Raw genomic sequence first — 20,701 nt, forward strand, 5'->3', positions numbered from 1 at the left:
CGGCATTTTGCATGCCCGGGTCATGCCCGGTTTTTACGCTGCACGAAATACAGCATAATGCCGCTTATTGACCTAGTAGCACGGATTATGTTGTATTTTTTGCAGTATATTTCTCTCAAAACGGCTCTAAGGACCCCAATTCAGTCCAATATGCTGCATTTCGTACAACGTAGGCAGCCGAAGTGCATGATTTGGGCGTATTATGGTGTATTTCGTGCAATGTAGGTTGTGCGGTAGGGGCTGTCCCCCGGAACAAGGAACATGTAACAAGGAACAAGGCCGTGCCTCGGGCGCGGCTTTTTTGCGTAACCGACACTTTGCCAGCCCCCGAAAAAAGGTCAAAATCTTCCCTGTATCGGGTCAGAATACTTCGCTTACAAGCCGGCCGAATCCCTTATTATGATCTCAACATAAGAGTTGAGGTGATTGTATGGAAGTCGTCAAACAAACGGCAGGCGCCAGCCATGCGGCAGAAGCCAAGAAGAAGTTCTGGACGCCGTCGCGCAGAGAGGCGCTGGTCGGCTGGTTGTTTCTAATCCCCGAGATTGTCGGGATGCTGCTGTTAAACGTATTTGCCTTAGGGTTCTCCTTATATTTAAGCTTCTCCAAATGGGACATGCTGTCCGGGCTTCCCGGCATCGAGTGGATCGGGCTTGGCAACTACAAAGAGCTGTTCCATGATCCGGCCATTCTGGAGGCGCTGAAAAACAATCTGCTGTACACCGTGATGACGGTGCCGATTCCGATCGCGATTGCGCTGGTGCTGGCCGTTGTGATCAACAACAGCGGTTTTCTGAAAAGCTACTTCAAGGTTGTTTTCTTTATCCCGTATATCTCCTCGATTATCGCGATTGCCGCGGTATGGAGCGCTTTGCTGCATCCGTCCCTCGGTCCGGTTAACCAGCTGCTGATGCAGCTAGGCATTGACGCTCCGCCGAAGTGGCTGGTTGATCCGAAGACCTCGCTGCTCTCCATTGCGATCATCGGCACATGGGCGAGCCTCGGCTACACGATTATTATTTATACCGCGGGTCTGACCAACATCTCGAACGAAATTTACGAGGCTTCCGAGATTGACGGGGCGTCTCCGCTGAAGAAGTTTTTCCGGATTACGGTGCCTCTGCTGCGTCCAACGACCTTTTTCCTTGCGATTACGATGCTGATCGGGTCGTTCAAGGTGTTCGATATCATCTCGTATCTGACGGAAGGCGGCCCTAACAATTCGTCTACCGTGCTGGTCTACCGGATCTACGAAGAAGGCTTCCGCAATTATGATATGGGCTATGCCTCGGCAATCTCCTGGCTGCTCTTCGCCATTATCGGCATCATCACGGCGGCGACGTGGAAGCTTGGGAAGGATTAAGAAAAGGAGGGATTACTTGTGGCAACCAAACTGTCAAAAAGCATTATTACCGTCTTACTCGGAGCATTCTCGCTCATGTTCCTGACCCCGCTGGTCTGGATGGTCTCGTCGGCCTTTAAGTTCGAGAAGGATGTCATGCGCTTTCCGATCCAGTGGATTCCGGAAAAAATCAACTTCGTCTACAACTTCAAATCCGTCTGGATGGGACGCGTTCCGTTTTACGATTTCTATTGGAACTCCCTGAAGGTTGCCATCATTACAACGCTTATTACGCTGCTGATCTCGACGATGTCCGCCTACGCGCTGACGAAGCTGCGTTTCCGGGGCCGTCACATGATTTTTCTGGCGATGCTGTCCTTTATGATCATTCCGGATCAGGCGACGCTCATTCCGCGGTTTCTCATCATCCGCTGGCTGGGGCTGTACGATACACATGCGGCGATTATTCTGATGAGCATGTTCTCGATCTACTTCACGTTCCTGCTGCGGCAGTTCATGTCCGATATCAGCGATGAATATTTGGAGGCGGCGCGCATCGACGGCGCAGGACATCTGCGGACGTTCTTCTCGATTATGATTCCGCTCTGCCGGCCGGTTCTGGCGACCGTGGCGATCATCAAATTCATCTGGACGTGGAATGATTACCAGAACCCGCTTATTTTCCTCCTGAGCAAAAAGCTGTACACCATTCCGCTGGGCATTACGTTGTTCCGGGATGATTACACGAATAACTACGCGATTATGATGATGGCTGCCTTGTCGGCGATTATCCCACTTCTGGCTATATTCATTATTATGCAGAAGCAGGTCATTAACGGGATTGCGCTAGGCGGCGTGAAAGGGTAAGGTAGTCAAAAAAGTACTCGTTTCACCTCAAAATTATACACTTGGCAAAATGGGACGATCGTTATACTGGGTGTGTAGTCATTATAAAGTTCTAGGGGGAAGCAGAAATGAAACAAGCAAAACGCAAGTTTACGGCGGTAGCGGGCTTGCTCTTGGCCGGCACGGTTGCGCTCAGCGCATGCGGAGGCAATTCGGCGAGTTCGGGAAGCGAAGGCTCATCCGGAGCAGGCAAGTCGGAATCCGTAACGATCAAGTATTACAACTGGGATAACGAAGCCCAAGCGGTTGCGACCGATGCCATGCTGGATGAATTCATGACCAAGAATCCGGATATCAAGGTTGAGCATGTCGTGCTGGTACCGGGCGATTCCGTAGAGATGCTGAAAAAGCTGGACTTCCTGATCTCCTCGGGCGAAGCGGTTGACGTTGTAGCGATGCCGAGCCTTGGAGCTGTTTACGAACGCGCGACAAGAGGGGCATTGGCATCGTTAAATGATTTCTATAAGCAGGAAAATCTGGTTCCGGAAGACGAATATTATGTGAATCCGAAAATTAACGATAACTACTACGGCATGCAGCTGACTTCGAGCTTCAACTATGTGCTGCTGAACAAGGATGCGCTGGATGAAGCGGGCCTGCCGGTTCCAACCTACGGCTGGACCTGGGATGACTACCGCGACTATGCCAAGAAGCTGACCAAAGGCGAAGGCGTGGACAAGCGTTACGGGACGTACTTCCATACCTGGGAGCTGTACATGAACGCGCCGGCGCAGACGGTGATGAAGGATCCGTTCCGTTACGATGACGGTTCGACGATTTTGTCCGATCCTTCCTACAAGTACTTCTTCCAGCTCCGCAAGGATATGGAGAGCGTCGACAAATCTGCCAAGCCTTATGCCGACGTGCTTGCGGCCAAGCTGAATTACCGTACGGAATTTTTCAACGAGCAGGCCGCGATGATTTTGACGGGAAGCTTTACGATTCCGGACGTAGGCAACCAGGAGCAATACCCACATACGTTCAAGACGGCGTTCGCACCGGTACCGCTGCCTCCAAAAGGCGCCGAGCCGAAGGATTATGAAGGCGGCAAATATTTCACAAGCGGCAGCTCGGTTGTGATGGGCGAAAGCTCCAAGCATAAAGACGCGTCGTTTAAGCTGATGCGCTTTATGACAACCGCGGATTCCGACAAGCGCACCGAATTCTCCGGTTGGAAAAAAGCGGACAACAAAGCGCTGCTGGACCGCATCATTGGCGAGAACAAAGATTTGTACGACCTGGATTCCCTGCAAAGCACGCTGTTTGGCGACAACATTAAATACCTGGATGCTTCGAGCGTAATTACGGTGTCCACCGCGGCGCTTACCAAGGTCATCGATGATGGCTTCAGCAAGTTTATGCTGAGCAATGAGTCGATTGACGATGTGCAGAAATGGATGGTTAACGAAGCAACAAAAATCATTAACGAGAAAGAAAAGAAATAATCGCTCATAAGCTGACGGAAGAGAGCTTCGGAGACAACCTGCCGGTTGCTCCGGGGCTTTCTTTCAAATATAAGAATGTATATGTTTTCTTACATATACAGGGCTTATATTTCATTCGCGAAACGTATGTTGCCTTCCTAAGGCGGCACAGCCGTTTACGCTTGGGCATGAGCTAATTGGAGGGATAAGGTGAGCCGGTTAACGTGGAAGGATCAGAAATATTGGCTGGATGACGAGGAGTTCCGGATTTTGTCGGGGGCGATTCATTATTTTCGGGTTGTGCCGGAATATTGGGAGGACAGGCTGCTGAAGCTGAAGGCCTGCGGCTTCAATACGGTGGAGACGTATATTCCGTGGAACCTTCATGAACCCCGTGAGGGAAGCTTTCGCTTCGACGGGCTTGCGGATGTCGCCCGGTTCATAGAGACGGCGGGCCGGCTTGGCCTGCACGTGATTGTCCGTCCCAGCCCTTATATATGCGCGGAGTGGGAGTTTGGCGGCCTGCCGGCCTGGCTGCTGAAATCGTCCATGGGCTTGCGCTGTATGGATCATGAATACCTGGCAAAAGTCGACCGCTATTATGACGAGCTTATTCCGCGCCTGCTGCCGCTGCTGGAATCGCAGGGCGGTCCGATTATTGCAATGCAGGTCGAGAATGAATACGGCAGCTACGGCAATGACACCGCGTATTTGGCTTACTTGAGGGATGGCCTGATCCGGCGCGGAGTTGACTGTCTGCTGTTCACCTCGGACGGCCCAACGGACGAGATGCTGCTTGGCGGTACCGTGGACGGGCTTCATGCCACGGTTAACTTTGGCTCTCGCGTTGAGGAGTCCTTCGGGAAGTACCGGGAGTACAGACAGGAAGAACCGCTGATGGTGATGGAGTACTGGCTGGGCTGGTTCGACCATTGGCGGAAGCCGCATCATGTCCGGGAGGCGGGGGATGTCGCTAACGTATTGGATGAGATGCTGGAGCAAGGGGCATCCGTGAATCTTTACATGTTCCACGGCGGGACGAACTTCGGCTATTACAGCGGAGCCAACTACGGTGAGCATTATAAACCAACGATAACAAGCTATGATTATGATGCGCCTCTCACGGAGTGGGGAGACGCAACCGAGAAATACAAGGCCATCCGCGGCGTGCTCGAAAAGCACGGCATACCGGAAGGAGCGCCGTTCCCGGCTCCGATTCCGAAGAAGGCTTACGGCAAGGTCGCATTAACGGAACGGGGAGATTTGCTGGATCAGCTCGAACAGGTGTCCGCCGATCAGGTGCAATCCGTTAGCATCCGGCCGATGGAGCATTTTGATCAGGCTTACGGCTTTATTTTATATTCGACTCATGTTAAAGGGCCAAGAAACCGTCAGAAGCTGCATCTTCGCGAGGTGCGCGACCGTGCCCAGGTGTTTCTGGACGGCAAGCTGATCGGTATCGTCGAGCGATGGAATCCGCAGCCGATTGAGATCGCGGTTCCGAGAGAAGGGGCTAGACTCGATGTCCTGGTCGAAAATATGGGGCGAGTCAATTACGGCCCTTATCTGCGCGATCATAAAGGAATAACGGAAGGTATCCTAATCGACAACCAATTCCAGTCGAACTGGACAGTTACCTTGCTGCCGCTGGAGTCCGAGCAGCTCGCCCGGGTGCAATTCGGAGCTGTGCGGGAGCGAGAGCTGGCCTCGCAGTCTGATGGACGTCCGGTCTTTTACCGCGGTTATTTTGAGGTGGATGAGCCTGCCGATACGTTCCTCCGGTTTGACGGCTGGCAGAAGGGGATTGCCTGGATCAACGGCTTCCAGCTTGGACGGTATTGGGAAGCGGGACCGCAGCGCGCGTTATACGTGCCGGGTCCGCTGCTGCGCAAAGGGGAAAACGAAATTATTTTATTCGAGCTGCATGGCGTAACCGGACATCCCGAAGTGGATTTAACCGATGCTCCCGACCTAGGCGAGACGGCTGCGGTTGACGACCAGGTGCTAAACTTCGTACAGGAAGAATAGGCAGAATCTAATTATCTAAATAGCTGGGCACCAGCTGTAATCTATTCGATGTTGAGAGGACAGAACAGGATCATGCAATCTTCTATCAATAGACCCCTTCCAACAGAGCATCAGCTACTGTGGCAGGACTTCGAGCTTGGATTTTTTTGTCACTTCGGAATAAATACGTTCTGCGATCAAGAATGGGGTGACGGGAGTGATTCGCCCCGTTTATTTCACCCGGCAGAGCTGGATGCCCGCCAGTGGGTACGTACAGCCAAGCGGGCCGGCTTCCGATATTTCGTGTTGACGGCAAAGCATCACGACGGCTTTTGCTTATGGCCAACGTTGACAACGGATTATTCGGTTGCTTCTAGTCCCTGGAAGGAAGGCAAAGGCGATGTCGTGAAGGAATGCGCTGAAGCATGCCGCGAGGAAGGAATCGGATTCGGATTATATTTATCGCCATGGGATCGTCATGAGCCTTGTTATTCGGATAAAGCAGCCTATGATGACTTCTATCTGCGGCAATTGGAAGAGCTTGTAACCGGTTATGGACCACTAGTAGAAATATGGTTCGACGGAGCTGGCTCCGAGGGCAGAGAGTATGACTGGAGCCGGATTATGAGCCTGGTCAAGCAGCATCAGCCCGCTGCCATGATTTTTAATATGGGAGCGCCTACAATTCGGTGGGTTGGCAACGAGGACGGAGTGGCACCGTATCCATCATGGAATACGGCGGAATCGGCAAGAGTCAGCATGTTCAGTGATGCCTCCTTAAACTGGCTGCCTGAGACTCCAGGCTGGGTTCCGGCGGAATGCGACGTACCAATTCGTAAAGATCGCTGGTTCTGGCATCCCGATGAGGAAGGACTTCTGCTGTCCCTGAATAGTCTGATGGATATTTATTATCGTTCCGTCGGGCATGGCGCGACTCTTCTGCTGAATGTGGCGCCGGACAATCGCGGGCTTCTGCCGGATGCTGACGTTGAGCGGATAATTGCGTTCGGTGATGAGATCAGGCGCAGGCTGGGCAAGGCCCTTGCGCAAACCGTGGATCAAGAAGGCCAATTTATTATCCTTGGACTTGAGCCCAATACAGTTGTAGATCATGTAGTAATCATGGAGGACATTCGATACGGAGAATGTGTGCGAGCTTACGCAATAGAGGCATGGTGCAGTGGGGAATGGCATGAGATTGTTCGAGGCAGCGCGATCGGACATAAGAAGATTGATCGTATCGCACCTGCTTCAATAGATGGTTTGCGTTTACGAATATTGGAATCCGGCGATAAACCCAGAATAAGATCGTTTACAGCGTATGGAAGCAACGAATGACCGTTCTGTTTGAATTGCCTGGCGAGACGGCTGCGGTTGACGAGCAGGTGCTGAACTTCGTGCAGGAAGAGGAATAGCAATTTAAGGCGGATCGAAGACCATTCGATTCGCTTTTTGACGTCATTTTGAAGTTTTTTACAATCTATCTATTCCCTAAATCCGATTAATCCTATAAGATAAAATTAATTTAATTTTATCGCCTATATAGAAAAAGTCTATCGATAAGGTCGCGGAGGGATTATTCATGAATATTGAGAACATCGAAGCTTTTGTGTATGTCAATCATTACGGCAGCTTTAATAAAGCGGCGGAGGTGCTCTTCCTCTCCCAGCCATCAGTTACGGCCCGTATACAGACACTGGAAAGGGAGCTCGACTGCCGTCTGTTCGACCGGCTTGGCAAGCAAATTATGCTGACCGAGAAGGGCAAGCAGTTCCTGCCTTACGCCCAGCAAATTCTTCAAACGATTCAGAAGGGCCGTCTCCATCTGCAGGAGAAGGGAGCACGTCCGCAGGAGCTTCGGATCGGAAGCACCGTGTCCGTCTCGAACTATCTGATTCCGGATTTGCTGCCGCGGCTGACCCGGTTATTCCCGCGTTTAACCTTCAAATTAACAACGGCTCCTTCGGATGACCTAGTCAAAAAACTGCTCGACAAGGAGATCGATATCGCTTTTGTCCGAAAGCTTGTTCATCCGTCTCTGCAGTCGTTCTCCTATTATGAAGATCCTATCCGGCTGTATGTCTATGAAGGGCATCCGTTTGCGGAAGAAGGAAGGGTGTCCATCGACGAGATCCGTGATCAGCCGCTTGTTTTCTTCGAATGCGGCTCGCTCGATTGGCTGCGTCTTCACCGCGTATTCGAGCATCTGGAGCAGCCTCCGCGCATTGTTTTCCATGCGGATAACTCCGAGACGGCGAAGAAGCTTGTCCTGCAAAAGGCCGGCATCTGCTTCCTTCCGGGCTTATGCGCAAGGGAAGAAGTGAGCAAGGGCAGACTCATCCCGATTGAAATTGAAGAGACCAAAGGGATTTCCCTGCATACGAACCTGATTGCGCTGACGGGGGAGAACGAAGAGTATATCCAGGCGCTGCTGCCCAAGGATAATTTAAGCTTTTACAGCATTTAGCATAGAGACCAATAGAATCAATCGATCGATAGAGAAAGTCTATTAGCGCGTTTAGGCGGATAGATGATACATTTATACCATCTTAATTCTTAGTAAGTTTATAGGAATTATTTAATTAGACATTTAAGGGGTGGAACTATGAGTGAATCGTTTAGGCAAGCGGGAGTCGAGGACGCGGAGCGTTTGCGTGAAGTGACGTATGAAGCCTATTCGCTCATTCGGGAGCTGAAGCTGAATTGGCCAGCGGCGAATGCCGGTCTGGATCAAATACGGGACAACATTACGCAGAACGAGTGTTACGTGTTGGAAGCGGACGGCGTTATCGTCGCAACGATAACCTTATCGAGAAACGATGAAGTGAAGGCCATTACGGACCTGCCGTTTATCAAATGGTTCGCGGTCCATCCCGGCGAGCAAGGCAAAGGGTACGGCGACAAGCTGCTGACGTGGGTCGAGAATACGATTATTCGAGACAAGGAAGGGGCAGCTGCGGTAACGCTGGGCACGGCCGAGAAGCATCCATGGCTTCTGCCGATGTACCAGCGCAGAGGTTACGAAAGCATCCGCTCCTTCGACTCCGGCAACGGGGACGGAACGATGCATCTGCTCCGCAAGATTGTGAATCCGGAGCTATTCGAGAAAGCAAGCGAAGAACAAACTACGGCAAATTAATGAAAAAGACGGGGGTACTTAAAATGAAGAAAAAAGCACTAGTTGTTACAGCTGCATTGTCATTGATTCTGGTGGCGGCAGGCTGCGGCTCGAACAATAAATCGGATAACACGCAAGCGCAAAACGGCAATAAAGCGGCTGCCAACGTATCGGCATCCGGCAACGCAAGCGGTGAAGTGAAGAAGGTTGTCATCGGTACGGGCACCGGATTCCCGCAGGTATGCTTTATCGACGAGAACGGGAAGCTGACGGGCTTTGACGTTGAGCTCATCAAAGAGATCGACAAGCGTCTTCCGCAATACGAATTCGATATTCAAACGATGGAATTCTCGAACCTGCTTCTGAGCCTGGAGACGAACAAGATTGATCTTGTTGCCCATGAGATGGAGAAAAATCCGGAGCGCGAAGCGAAATACCTGTTCAACAAAGAGCCTTACGCTCACTGGAGAAATAAAATTGTTGTTCCGCAGGACAACAACACGATTCATTCCCTTGATGATCTGGCAGGCAAGAAGGTACTTGTTGGCGCGACTAGCGCGCAGGCGCAAATTTTGGAGAACTACAACAAGGATCATGACAAGAAGATCAACATCGTATACCAAAACGGCGCAGCTAACGATACGGTCAGCCAAATTACGACCGGCCGGGTAGACGCTACGTTGGCAGCCGACTTCACATTGTCCTTGATCGATCCGCAAGCGAAGCTGAAGACAACGGGCGATAACCTGTCCGAAGCCGACATCCTGTTCGTGCTCCGCAAGAACGATCCGGCAGAGCAAGAGCTGTCCGATGCGATTGACGTTGCTCTGAAGGAGCTTAAAGCAGACGGAACGCTGGGCAAGTTGAGCACGGAATGGCTGGGCGGCGACTTTACGGCAGAAAGCTCGAAATAGCAAGCGAAAGTGAATGAGTAATGAGAGGTGAGTCCGCAAGATGGAGTATGGCTTCGATATTAATTATGTGTTCGATTTTATTCCCAAACTGCTGAGTACGCTGAATATTACCCTGCTAATCGTGGCAGGCGCTATCGGACTGGGGCTGCTTGTCGGTTTTCTTGTCGCCTTGCCCCGCCTATACAACGTACCGGTGCTTCGGAATGTATCGATGGTGTATGTATCCTTCTTCCGGGGCACGCCGGTTCTCATTCAGCTGTTCCTGTTCTATTACGGCCTTCCGGAAATTTTGAAGCTGGTGTCGATCGACATCTCAAAGCTTCCCGTCCTTTATTTCGTTATTCTCACCTTTGGTCTTAACGTTGGTGCTTATGTATCGGAGACGATCCGTGCGGCCGTGCTTGCGGTTAACCGGGGTCAGGTGGAAGCGGCTTATGCCGTAGGCATGACCGGGTATCAGGCTTTTACCCGGATCGTGCTGCCGCAGGCGGTAGGGATTGCCGTTCCGGTATTCACCAATCTTGTCATTGCGATGCTGAAGGATACATCGCTTGCTTTTACGCTCGGCGTTATGGAGATGACGGGCAAAGCTCAGACGCTTGGCTCGCTGTCCCAGCATTTTATCGAAACTTATATTGCGCTAGCCCTTATTTATCTCGTTATGAGTATCGTATTGGAACGTCTTATGCTGCTCGCAGAGCGCCGCTTGTCCCGCCATCTGCGCAGGGATAGCAATGAGAAGAACCGGTTCTTCAGCAGAAAACGCAAGCGCCTGTCCTTGGGCGGCTTAACCCGCGAATTAAAGGAGGTGCCGCGTTATGAAGCTTGATCCGTCGTTTATATGGACCGCATTCCTGCAGCTATGGTCGGCTGTTCCAACAACGCTGCTTATTACTCTCGTATCCGTGTCCGTCGGATTTGTGATCGGCGTAATAACGGCGCTTGCCCGGATTTACCGGATTCCGGTACTGTCCCAGCTGTCGAGCGGTTATGTGACCTTTATCCGCGGGACGCCGATGCTGACGCATCTGCTCCTCATCTATTTCGGATTGCCAATGCTTGTAGACGGATTGTCGGCGCAATTCGATCTCGGATGGAATTCGGCCAAAATCCCGATGATCGGCTTTGCTTACATCTCGTTCTCGATTACGGCAGGCGCTTATTTGTCGGAGGTAGTCCGCTCCGGATTATTGGCGGTGGACCGCGGGCAGATGGAAGCGGCCTGGTCGATTGGGATGACAACGCCGCAAGCGCTCCGCCGCATCGTATTTCCTCAAGCGCTGGCAGCAAGCCTGCCGAACCTGTCCAACTCGGTTATTGGGATGCTTCACGGCTCGACGCTTGCTTTTACCGTATCGGTTGTCGACTTGAACGCCAAAGCACAGATCGTGGCTTCGACGAACTGGAAGTTCTTCGAATCTTACGTAGCCGCTGCTTTAATATTCTGGGGTTTAACGATCCTTATTGAACGTTTTACCGGTCTTATCGAAAGAAGAATCCGCGTGTACAGCAAGGGAGGGGTAGCATGATTAAGCTTAGCGGTATCCACAAATCGTTTGGACGCCACGAGGTCCTGAAAGGGATTGATCTCACCGTTAATAAAGGAGAGGTTGTTGCCATTCTGGGGCCAAGCGGCTCCGGCAAAACCACGCTGCTGCGCTGCATCAATTATTTGGAGAAGCCAAACGACGGAGAGATCCGGATCGGCGATTTCGCCCTTAACGCGAAGCATGCGGGGAAAAAGGACATTTATTCGCTGCGCCAGCGCTCGGCGATGGTGTTCCAGCAATACAATCTGTTCAGCCATAAGACGGCGCTCGAGAATGTCATCGAGGGACTGATCGTGGTAAAGAAGATCGGCAAGGAAGAAGCGCGCAAACGCGGCATCGAGCTGCTCGAGAAGGTAGGTCTCGGCGCCAAGCTGGATGCTTATCCAAGTCAATTGTCCGGCGGTCAGCAGCAGCGCGTCGGCATCGCGAGAGCGCTTGCGCTTGAGCCCGAAGTGATCTTGTTTGACGAGCCGACGTCGGCGCTCGACCCCGAACTTGTGGGCGAAGTGCTGGCCGTTATCCGCCGGATTGCCAAGGAAGGCATTACGATGATTATCGTGACGCACGAGATGGGCTTTGCCCAGGATGTAGCGAATCATGTGGTGTTTATGGACGGCGGCGTTGTCGTTGAGGAAGGCCCTCCGGCCGAGCTGTTCGGGAATCCGCAGGAAGAGCGGACCAAACAGTTCCTAAAGCGGTTTTCAACGGAGCCGAGCTATTCGATTTAGTACAAAGAATCATCACAAACAGCCCTTCCCAGGCTGTTTGTGTGATCATTCTTAAGTTTAGGCTTTCGATGCAAGAATCATCACGAACAGCCCTTCCCAGGCTGTTTGTGCGATCATTCTTTTTAGGAGGTTATGGCATGTCCATTACAATAAGCATTTTGGATCAAAGCCCGGTCTACCCGGGCGAAACTTCAGCCGAAGCATTCGCTCATACGGTAACGTTGGCGCAAAAAGCCGAGGAGCTTGGCTTCCGCCGCTTCTGGGTATCGGAGCATCATGATTCCGAGCATGTAGCGGGCTCTTCGCCGGAGGTTCTAATCTCCTATCTGCTCGCCCGCACCAATAAGATTCGGGTTGGCTCCGGCGGTATCATGCTGCAGCACTATAGCCCTTATAAGGTGGCGGAGAACTTCCATGTTCTTGCTTCCCTCGAGCCAGGCCGCGTTGATCTTGGCGTAGGCCGAGCTCCCGGCGGACTTCCGCGCAGCACGCAGGCGCTGCAGCGCAATATCGTAAACCCGTTGTCGCTGACGGACAAAATCGTTGAACTCCGCGGATACGTAGAGGGACGGACGGAGGAAGAAGGTCCGCTGGCTGGTATTAAGGCGACGCCTATTCCGGCTGTTGCACCGGAGCTGCATGTGCTAGGTGCTTCCGCGGACAGCGCGGAGCTGGCTGCAAGTCTTGGTCTGCCTTACGTATTCTCCCTGTTTATCGGAGGAGACGAGCAAGCTGCCGTTGATTCGGTTCTTAAATATAAGCAAGCCTTTAATTATGAGCTGGGTGCAGCGCCGCAGGCGATTCTGGCATTGGCTGCAATCGTGGCGAATACGGACGAGGAAGCCGTCAGCCTGATCCCGCCGCAAAAGCTGGTGAAGGTGCATTTGGCCAGCGGCCGCAAGGTTACGCTTGGCACGGTGGAGCAAGCCGAGGCTTACGGTCAGCAATCCGGCGAGGAATACACGATTGAAGAGAAAGAGCCGCTTATTGCGGCAGGCTCCAAGGAAACGGTACGCGGCAAGCTGCTTGCCCTGCAGGAAGCGACCGGCGTAGACGAGTTTATTATCACAACGAATATTTCACCGTTTGAGAAACGGATCCGCTCGTATGAGCTGCTTAGCGAGGCATTTGCCGAAGTAACGGCTTAAGCTGGGAGGTGAGGTGGACGAATGAGTAACGATACAACAACCCGCAGCGCTGCTGCGTTGGCAAGCCGGTTGACGGATATCCGCAGGGAGCTGCACCGGAATCCGGAGCTGTCCCACGAGGAATTCGAAACGACAATCCGTATCAAGAGCTGGCTTGAAGCGGGCGGCATCCGTATCGCGGATTATCCGCTGAAGACCGGCGTTATCGCCGAGATCGGAACGGGATCGCCGGTTATTGCGCTTCGCGCCGATATCGACGCCCTCCCGATTCAGGAAGAGACGGGATTGCCGTTTGCTTCGGCTGTTCCTGGCAAAATGCATGCCTGTGGCCATGACTTTCATACGGCTGCCCTCATCGGAGCTGCTTATTTATTGAAGGAACGCGAGCAGGAGCTGAAAGGCACGGTACGGCTGATCTTCCAGCCGGCCGAAGAGAAGGCGAAAGGCGCGCGGCAGGTCATCGCCAGCGGGGCGCTGGAGGGCGTGCAGGCAATCTTCGGCCTGCATAACAAGCCGGATCTGCCGGTTGGCACGATTGGCATTAAAGGCGGTCCGCTTATGGCTGCCGCCGACGGCTTTGTTGTTGAAGTTGCGGGACGCGGCTCGCATGCCGCCGTACCGGAAGCCGGCAATGACCCCGTTCTAACGGCTGCGCATATCGTTACCGCGCTGCAATCGATTGTCAGCCGCAATGTAGGGGCGCTCGACAGCGCGGTCATCAGCGTGACGAAGCTGAACAGCGGTACGGCATGGAATGTGATTCCGGAGAAGGCAGTGCTGGACGGCACGATCCGTACTTTTGATCCCGATATCCGCCGCCGCGTCCGCGAGCGATTCGACCAGGTGGTAGCGGGCGTTGCCGCTGCCTTCGATACTACCGCCGTAGTCCGCTGGATTGAAGGTCCGCCGCCGGTTCACAACGATGAAGGGCTAGCGGAGCTGGCATGGAGGGAAGCTGAGCGATTGGAGCTGCTTCCGGTTAATCCGGTACCATCTCTTGCCGGGGAAGATTTTGCGGCCTACCAGCAGCAGGTTCCGGGACTATTCGTGTTTGTAGGGACGGACGGTCCACAAGAATGGCATCATCCGGCGTTTGATCTCGATGAGCGAGCACTGCCGGTTGCGGCTGATTTCTTAGCCGGTACGGCTATTCACGCATTATCACACTTTGCGGCTGAGCCGCAAGATCCAAAGGAGGATTTCCAATGAGTGCCATCGATATTCAAGCTTATTTGGACACACATCTTCAATTGACCCAGGCGATCGCAGGGGTAGAAGAAGCACAGCTGAAATGGAAAGAAAACGAAGCGAAATGGAGCATTACCGAGGTGCTGTCCCATTTGGCAGATCATAATATCGTGGTATCCTTCCGCATCCGCGACATTCTCGCGGATACGAAGGCGCAGCTTCCCGCTTTTAACCAGGACCTGTGGGTATCTGGCCAACATTCCAATGACGGTAACGCGTCCGACATTTTGAACGTGTTCTGGGCGCTGCTGCAATACAACGGTCTGCTGTTTGGCCGTCTGAGCGAGCAGGATCTGGATAAGACCGGCATCAACTTCAAAGGGGAAACGGTCCGCGTCCGCGACATTATTCAAGGCTTCACGAAGCATGTGCAGCATCATCTGGGTCAGATTGACCGGATCAAAGCCGCTTACATCGCTCAAGGACCGTCCGTTACGATATCGACAGCAAAAGGGGGAAATGCGTAATGACAGCACGCAAACAATTAAAACTGGGCGCGATGCTTCATGGCGTCGGCAGCAGCACTTCGCTGTGGAGACATCCGGAGATTCCGTCCGATGCAAGCGTCAATTTCGAGCTGTACAAATCGTGGGTCGAGAAAGCCGAAGCGGGCAAGTTCGATCTGGCGTTTATCGCGGACGGCCTTTATATTAACGAAAAATCGATTCCGCATTTCCTGAACCGCTTCGAGCCGATTACGATCTTAAGCGCTCTGGCGGCTGTCAGCAAGCATATCGGTCTTGTCGGCACGCTCTCGACTTCGTACAGCGAGCCGTTTACGGTTGCGCGCCAGTTCGGTTCGCTTGACGTGATCAGCGGCGGCCGCGCAGGCTGGAATATCGTCACTTCCCCGCTCGAAGGCTCCGCGCTGAACTACGGCAAGAAGGAGCATCCGGACCATGACAAGCGTTACCGGATCGCGACGGAATACCTGGACGTAACGCGCGGCCTGTGGGATTCGTGGGAAGACGATGCGTTTGTCCGCGACAAAGAGTCCGGCGTCTTCTTCGACCCTGCCAAGCTGCACACGCTTAATCACGAAGGCGAATTCTTCTCCGTTAAAGGTCCTCTGAACATTGCCCGCTCGAAGCAGGGCCAGCCGGTTATTTTCCAGGCGGGAGCGTCTGATGTGGGCAAGGACTATGCCGCTAAGCATGCGGATGCGATCTTCACCGGACATGATTCGGTTGAAGACGCGGTTTTGTTCTATCAGGACGTGAAGCGCCGCGCCGCCGCTTTTGGGCGCAACCCGGATAACGTGCTCGTCTTCCCGGGCATCGGTCCGATTATCGGCAGCACGGAGGAAGAAGCGGAGCGCAAATACCAGGAGGTTGTGGACCTTGTATCGGCGGAAAATGCGCTCATCTATATGGGACGTTTCTTCGAGCATCATGACTTCTCCCAATACGATTTGGACGCGCCGTTCCCTGAACTGGGAGATCTCGGCCGCAACAGCTTCCAAAGCGGTACGGACAAAATCAAAGCCAATGCGAAGGAGAAAGGCCTGACGCTCCGCCAAGTGGCTCTGCAGGTTGCGACTCCTCGTCCTATCTTTATCGGAACGCCTGAGCAGGTTGCCGACCGGGTACAAGAGTGGTTCGAAGCCGGCGCTGCCGACGGCTTTATGGTTGGTTCTTCGGTGCCGCACGGGCTTGAGGATTTCATTGAGCATGTGGTTCCGATTCTGCAGGCACGCGGCTTGTTCCGCACTGAGTACGAAGGCGATACGCTGCGCGGCAATCTAGGCCTGCCAATCCCGGCTAACCGTTATACGAAAGCAGCCGAGCACGTTTGAGCTTGAACATCAATAAAGCAGCCATAAAGGAGATGCTGGCGTATGCGGGTTCGCTGCATGACGAGCTAATCGCGATTCGCCGCGACCTGCACCGTCATCCGGAGCTGCTGTACGATACGGATCGTACGGCGGCACGGGTTGCGGGGCTGCTCGAAGAATGGGGGATCGACGTCCAGACGGGCGTCGGCCCCCATTTTGGCAAGGGAGTAGTTGGCGTGCTGCGCGGTGGGCTTGAGGGAGGCCGGACCCTTCTGCTGCGTGCCGATATGGATGCCTTGCCGATTACGGAACTAAACGATGTCGATTATAAATCCTCGGTCGACGGCGTGATGCATGCCTGCGGTCATGATGCGCATACCGCTATGCTGCTTGGAGCGGCAAAAACGCTTGCGGCTTACCGGGAGAGCTTTGCCGGGGAGATCCGTTTTGTCTTTCAGCCTGCCGAGGAAGGAGCGCTGCCAAGTCCGCTGGACGGACGGCTGCTCTCCGGCGGAAGGGATATGATCGAGGCGGGCATCCTCGAAGGCGTTGACCGTTGTTATGCCCTGCATGTATGGCCGGAGCTTGATGCGGGCATGATTGGCATCCATTCGCAATATGCGATGGCGGCCTCTTCCCATTTTCACGTGACGTTTCAAGGGAAGAACGGCCATCACAGCTCTCCTCATCTAGCCGCCGATGCCATCCAAATGACAGGGGCTTATATTGCCGGGGTAAACGGGATGATGGCTAACAGCATTGATCCGCGGGAGCAAGCCGTGCTTGCTTTCGGAACCGTGCGAGCCGGTACGGTCATTAACGCGATTGCCGAGCAAAGCGTCCTAACCGGGACCTTCCGTGCGTTCAGCAAGCAGACCGTTGCGGCCATTACGGCCGGACTGGAACGTCATGCGCAAGCGGCATCGCTTGCCTATGGCGGCTTCTACCATATTGCTCTTCGCGAAGGGATTGCGGTTGTGAATGACAGTGAAGCGGTCGAAGAGGTTATCCGCGCCGGCACGGCCGTGCTTGGCGGGAATAATGTGCGGCAGCAGCTTGAGCCAAGCCTGGCCGGAGAAGATTTCGGCTGGTATTTGGACCGGGTGCCGGGCGCTTTTATTTTGCTGGGCTGCGGGAATGAATCGCTTGGCATCCGGGAAGGGCTTCACCGGCCCAAGTTTGATCTGGATGAGTCCGTGCTTGTTCACGGCACCAGACTGCTCGTTCAGCTTGCTGCGGGAACATAGTTATAGTAGGAAGAAAACACCGATTGCTGCGTGAAGCGGCAGTTGGTGTTTTTTTTTTCTTCGGAAAGCCTTGACCCATAGATGATGCCTAACGGTCGATAGAAGAGATTTATATGCTATTGTGCCGCGGAAAGCCGGGTGTTAGAGTATTGCCAAGATAAATTCCTATTAAACAGATGGGATATGTTACTTTACCGGAATTTTATTGAGTCATACAAAAAAGAAGATAAGGGTGGAGTGTATATGTCGAAGAAGAGAGCATTGAAATTGGGAGCTATTATTCATGGTGTTGGCGGCAGCAGCTCAGGCTGGAGACATCCCGATATTCCGGCGGATGCAAGCGTTAATATCGGTTTCTATAAACAGCAGGCGCTTAAAGCGGAAGAAGGCAAATTCGATTTTCTCTTTATCGCCGACGGACTGTACATTACCGAAAAATCAATCCCTCATTTCTTGAACAGGTTCGAGCCTATTACGATCCTGTCCGCGCTTGGAGCGGTTACTTCCAACATCGGGCTTGTAGGAACGTTGTCGACCTCTTACTCCGAGCCGTTTACGGTTGCCCGCCAGTTCTCGTCGATCGATCATATCAGCGGCGGCCGCGCAGGCTGGAACGTCGTCACTTCCCCGCTTGAAGGCAGCGCGCTTAATTTCGGCGGCAAGCCGCATCCCGAGCACAGCGAGCGTTACCGGATCGCCGAGGAGTACCTGGAGGTTGCGAAGGGACTGTGGGATTCGTGGGAAGACGACGCTTTTGTCCGCGACAAAGAAACCGGCGTGTTCTTCGATCCGGAGAAGCTGCATCGCCTGAATCACAGCGGGGAATTCTTCTCCGTGCAAGGTCCGCTGAATATCGCGCGTTCGAAGCAAGGCCAGCCCGTTGTATTCCAAGCAGGCTCTTCCGAGAGCGGTCGCAATCTGGCTGCAAAGACTGCCGATGCCGTATTTACCGGTCCGGAGTCGCTCGAAGAGGCGAAGGAGTTCTACCGCGACGTGAAGCGCCGCGTGGCCGAGAATGGCCGTAATCCCGAGCATACGCTTATTTTCCCTGGCATTGGGCCGATTATCGGACGCACGCAGGAAGAGGCGGAAGAGAAGTATCAGCAGATTGCGGGCCTAGTTACGATCGAGAAGGCGCTCGATCATTTGGGAAGATTTTTCGAGCATCACGACTTCTCGCAATACGAGCTGGATGCACCGTTCCCGGACCTCGGCGACTTTGGCTCCAACAGCTTCCGCAGCACAACAGACCGGATCAAGCGCCGTGCGAAGGAACAAGGGCTTACGCTTCGCGAGGTTGCTTTGCAGGCGGCAACGCCTCGGAACTCTTTTATCGGCACGCCGGAATTCGTAGCGGATAAAGTGCAGGAGTGGTTCGAAGAGGAAGCGGCGGACGGCTTTATCATTGCGTCGGCTACGCCGCGCGGTCTGGATGATTTTGTCGAGCTGGTTGTTCCGATTCTGCAGGAACGCGGATTGTACCGCACCGAGTACGATGCCGATACGCTTCGCGGCAACCTGGGGATTCCGGTACCGGAGAACCGTTACGCGGCGGCGCGCAAACAGGCTGGAGTGACTGTTAACTAATTGAATAGGAGAGAGAAATCCGATGAATACATTCAAATCGAAACGCAAATCACTCCACAGCTCGGCGGCGTTATTGTTAGTTCTGGCACTGGTGCTGTCGGCGTGCGCGTCAAATAAAGGGAGTGGCAATAACGGCCAGCAGGCGCAGCAGCAGTCGACGGATACACCTGCAGCTTCCACGGAAGTGAAGCAAGGCGGAGAGCTGACCTACGCTCTCGCTACTTCGCCCGATACGCTTGATCCGCATCGCAGCGGTCTGGCTGTTGCCGTACGCGTCATCCGCACGATTTACGACTCGCTTGTTGTACAGCTTCCGGACAATTCCATCAAGCCGTGGCTGGCTACTTCGTGGGAGATTTCGGATGACGGCCTGAGCTATACCTTCAAGCTGCGTCAAGACGTGAAGTTCCAGGACGGCACGCCGTTTAACGCCGAAGCGGTCAAATATAACTTCGACCGTATTCTCGATCCGGCTACGAAGGCTGCGAACGCGGCGGCTCTGCTCGCTCCGTATAAATCCTCGGAAGTGATTGACGAGTATACGGTGAAGCTGAACCTTGCTACTCCGTCGCGCGCGTTCCTCGGCAACCTGAGCCAGGCTCTGCTTGGCATCGTATCGCCAACGGCGGCGAAGAAATACGGTGACCAATTTGGTCTGAATCCGGTTGGCACAGGACCGTTCAAGTTCGTGAAATGGGAGCAGAACGCCGAAATTCAAGTAGCGAAGAATCCCGACTATAAGTGGGCGCCAGAGCTTGTAACGAATGCGGGCGCACCGTATCTGGACGGCATTACCTTCAAGATCGTGCCGGAAGAAGCAACCCGGATCGGCAGCGTGCAGAGCGGTCAGGTACTGGCGGCTGAAACGGTTCCTCCGCAAAATATCGTAGCCTTAAAGAGCGATTCGAAGGTTCAACTGCTTGGAGCCAACACGGTTGGCCTGCCTTATACGCTGTTCTTCAATCAGGAGCATGAGCCTTGGAACGATGCGAAAGCAAGACAGGCGGTCCAGCTCGCCGTTGACGTCGACAGCATTGTGAAGACGTTGTATCTGGGGACGTATGACCGCGCTTGGTCGCCGCTTACGCCGGGAACCTTCGGTTACGATGCTTCGCTTGAGAACGGAGTGAAGCCGGATCTTGAGAAGGCGGGCGCACTGCTGGATGAATTGGGCTGGGTTAAAGGCTCGGATGGCATTCGCGAAAAAGCCGGCAAGAAGCTGACCATCCATTACGTGGACGGAACGCCAAACCGCGAGAAACGCAACGATATCGCGGTCATCATTCAGCAGCAGCTGAAGGCGCTTGGCATTGCCGTTGAGGTAGAGATCACGAAGGACGTGCGGACGGTCGTTTATACCAATGGCGATTATGATCTCTACGGCAACAGCCAGGTGAACTCGGATCCAAACGCACTGTATTCGTTCTATCATACTACCGCTCCAAACGCTCCGAAGTCGCTCACGCGTTTATCCAATCCGGAGATCGACAAGCTGCTTGAGCAAGGCCGGGTAGAAACGGATGATACAAAGCGCGCGGACATTTATAAGCAAATCCAGCATTACATTATCGACCAAGCGGTGATTCTGCCGATTTACGTATTCCCGTATACGGTAGCCGCGGACAAATCCGTGCAAGGACTTGTATTTGATTCGCTGGGCTATCCGTTGTTCAACGGGGTCTCGCTTAGTTCTTAAACGATAGGGAGG

At 53.5% G+C, this 20,701-nt stretch carries 18 protein-coding genes; all 18 read left to right on the plus strand.

Translation table 11 applies throughout. From position 1 onward, the window contains the following. Positions 1-430 precede the first annotated feature (430 nt). The 18 genes from PGL01S_RS27655 to PGL01S_RS27740 all read left to right on the plus strand — a co-directional run bounded on the left by PGL01S_RS27655 (position 431) and on the right by PGL01S_RS27740 (position 20,689). On the plus strand, positions 431-1,363 hold the full coding sequence (locus PGL01S_RS27655) for a carbohydrate ABC transporter permease (protein ID WP_127498446.1): 933 nt from the start codon (positions 431-433) through the stop codon (positions 1,361-1,363). A 75-nt stretch (positions 1,364-1,438) separates the two neighbouring features. Continuing rightward, positions 1,439-2,209 (plus strand): carbohydrate ABC transporter permease, encoded by a 771-nt coding sequence (locus PGL01S_RS27660; RefSeq protein ID WP_244935791.1) that lies wholly within the window; start codon positions 1,439-1,441, stop codon positions 2,207-2,209. Between the two features lie 107 nt (positions 2,210-2,316). Further along, positions 2,317-3,693, plus strand: a complete 1,377-nt coding sequence (locus PGL01S_RS27665; protein WP_127498456.1) for an ABC transporter substrate-binding protein — start codon at positions 2,317-2,319, stop codon at positions 3,691-3,693. 189 nt (positions 3,694-3,882) lie between these two features. Then, on the plus strand, positions 3,883-5,700 hold the full coding sequence (locus PGL01S_RS27670) for a glycoside hydrolase family 35 protein (RefSeq protein ID WP_127498458.1): 1,818 nt from the start codon (positions 3,883-3,885) through the stop codon (positions 5,698-5,700). Positions 5,701-5,772: 72 nt separating this feature from the next. Beyond that, the gene (locus PGL01S_RS27675) at positions 5,773-7,017 is read left to right on the plus strand and encodes an alpha-L-fucosidase (RefSeq protein WP_127498460.1); all 1,245 of its coding nucleotides are present in this window, start codon (positions 5,773-5,775) and stop codon (positions 7,015-7,017) included. A 244-nt stretch (positions 7,018-7,261) separates the two neighbouring features. Continuing rightward, complete coding sequence (locus PGL01S_RS27680) at positions 7,262-8,146, plus strand: LysR family transcriptional regulator (protein WP_015846783.1); 885 nt, start codon at positions 7,262-7,264, stop codon at positions 8,144-8,146. 138 nt (positions 8,147-8,284) lie between these two features. Further along, the gene (locus PGL01S_RS27685) at positions 8,285-8,818 is read left to right on the plus strand and encodes a GNAT family N-acetyltransferase (RefSeq protein ID WP_127498462.1); all 534 of its coding nucleotides are present in this window, start codon (positions 8,285-8,287) and stop codon (positions 8,816-8,818) included. Between the two features lie 23 nt (positions 8,819-8,841). Next, positions 8,842-9,711, plus strand: coding sequence for a transporter substrate-binding domain-containing protein (locus PGL01S_RS27690; protein ID WP_127498464.1), 870 nt, complete (start codon positions 8,842-8,844; stop codon positions 9,709-9,711). Between the two features lie 40 nt (positions 9,712-9,751). Continuing rightward, positions 9,752-10,540, plus strand: a complete 789-nt coding sequence (locus PGL01S_RS27695; protein ID WP_015846780.1) for an amino acid ABC transporter permease — start codon at positions 9,752-9,754, stop codon at positions 10,538-10,540. Beyond that, positions 10,530-11,240 carry an amino acid ABC transporter permease gene (locus PGL01S_RS27700; RefSeq protein ID WP_127498466.1) on the plus strand — a complete coding sequence of 237 codons (711 nt, stop codon included), beginning with the start codon at positions 10,530-10,532 and terminating at the stop codon, positions 11,238-11,240. The genes PGL01S_RS27695 and PGL01S_RS27700 overlap by 11 nt, the downstream gene beginning before the upstream one ends. Further along, a complete protein-coding gene (locus tag PGL01S_RS27705) occupies positions 11,237-11,989 on the plus strand; it encodes an amino acid ABC transporter ATP-binding protein (protein WP_127498468.1) in 753 nt (250 codons plus the stop codon). The genes PGL01S_RS27700 and PGL01S_RS27705 overlap by 4 nt, the downstream gene beginning before the upstream one ends. Positions 11,990-12,126: 137 nt before the next feature. Beyond that, complete coding sequence (locus PGL01S_RS27710; RefSeq protein WP_127498470.1) at positions 12,127-13,137, plus strand: LLM class flavin-dependent oxidoreductase; 1,011 nt, start codon at positions 12,127-12,129, stop codon at positions 13,135-13,137. A gap of 21 nt (positions 13,138-13,158) precedes the next feature. Next, positions 13,159-14,346 carry a M20 peptidase aminoacylase family protein gene (locus PGL01S_RS27715; RefSeq protein ID WP_127498472.1) on the plus strand — a complete coding sequence of 396 codons (1,188 nt, stop codon included), beginning with the start codon at positions 13,159-13,161 and terminating at the stop codon, positions 14,344-14,346. Beyond that, the gene (locus PGL01S_RS27720; RefSeq protein ID WP_127498474.1) at positions 14,343-14,852 is read left to right on the plus strand and encodes a DinB family protein; all 510 of its coding nucleotides are present in this window, start codon (positions 14,343-14,345) and stop codon (positions 14,850-14,852) included. The genes PGL01S_RS27715 and PGL01S_RS27720 overlap by 4 nt, the downstream gene beginning before the upstream one ends. Continuing rightward, positions 14,852-16,180, plus strand: coding sequence for an LLM class flavin-dependent oxidoreductase (locus tag PGL01S_RS27725; RefSeq protein WP_127498476.1), 1,329 nt, complete (start codon positions 14,852-14,854; stop codon positions 16,178-16,180). Before PGL01S_RS27720 ends, PGL01S_RS27725 begins: the two co-directional genes overlap by 1 nt. Continuing rightward, positions 16,177-17,406, plus strand: a complete 1,230-nt coding sequence (locus PGL01S_RS27730) for a M20 metallopeptidase family protein (protein ID WP_127498478.1) — start codon at positions 16,177-16,179, stop codon at positions 17,404-17,406. Before PGL01S_RS27725 ends, PGL01S_RS27730 begins: the two co-directional genes overlap by 4 nt. Positions 17,407-17,649: 243 nt before the next feature. Next, positions 17,650-18,993: an LLM class flavin-dependent oxidoreductase gene (locus PGL01S_RS27735; protein WP_127498480.1), complete on the plus strand. Its 1,344-nt coding sequence runs from the start codon at positions 17,650-17,652 to the stop codon at positions 18,991-18,993. A 22-nt stretch (positions 18,994-19,015) separates the two neighbouring features. Continuing rightward, a complete protein-coding gene (locus tag PGL01S_RS27740) occupies positions 19,016-20,689 on the plus strand; it encodes an ABC transporter substrate-binding protein (RefSeq protein ID WP_127498482.1) in 1,674 nt (557 codons plus the stop codon). Positions 20,690-20,701: the final 12 nt, after the last annotated feature.

The organism is Paenibacillus glycanilyticus NBRC 16618, assembly GCF_004000805.1.
In the GTDB taxonomy this organism is placed as follows: domain Bacteria; phylum Bacillota; class Bacilli; order Paenibacillales; family Paenibacillaceae; genus Pristimantibacillus; species Pristimantibacillus glycanilyticus.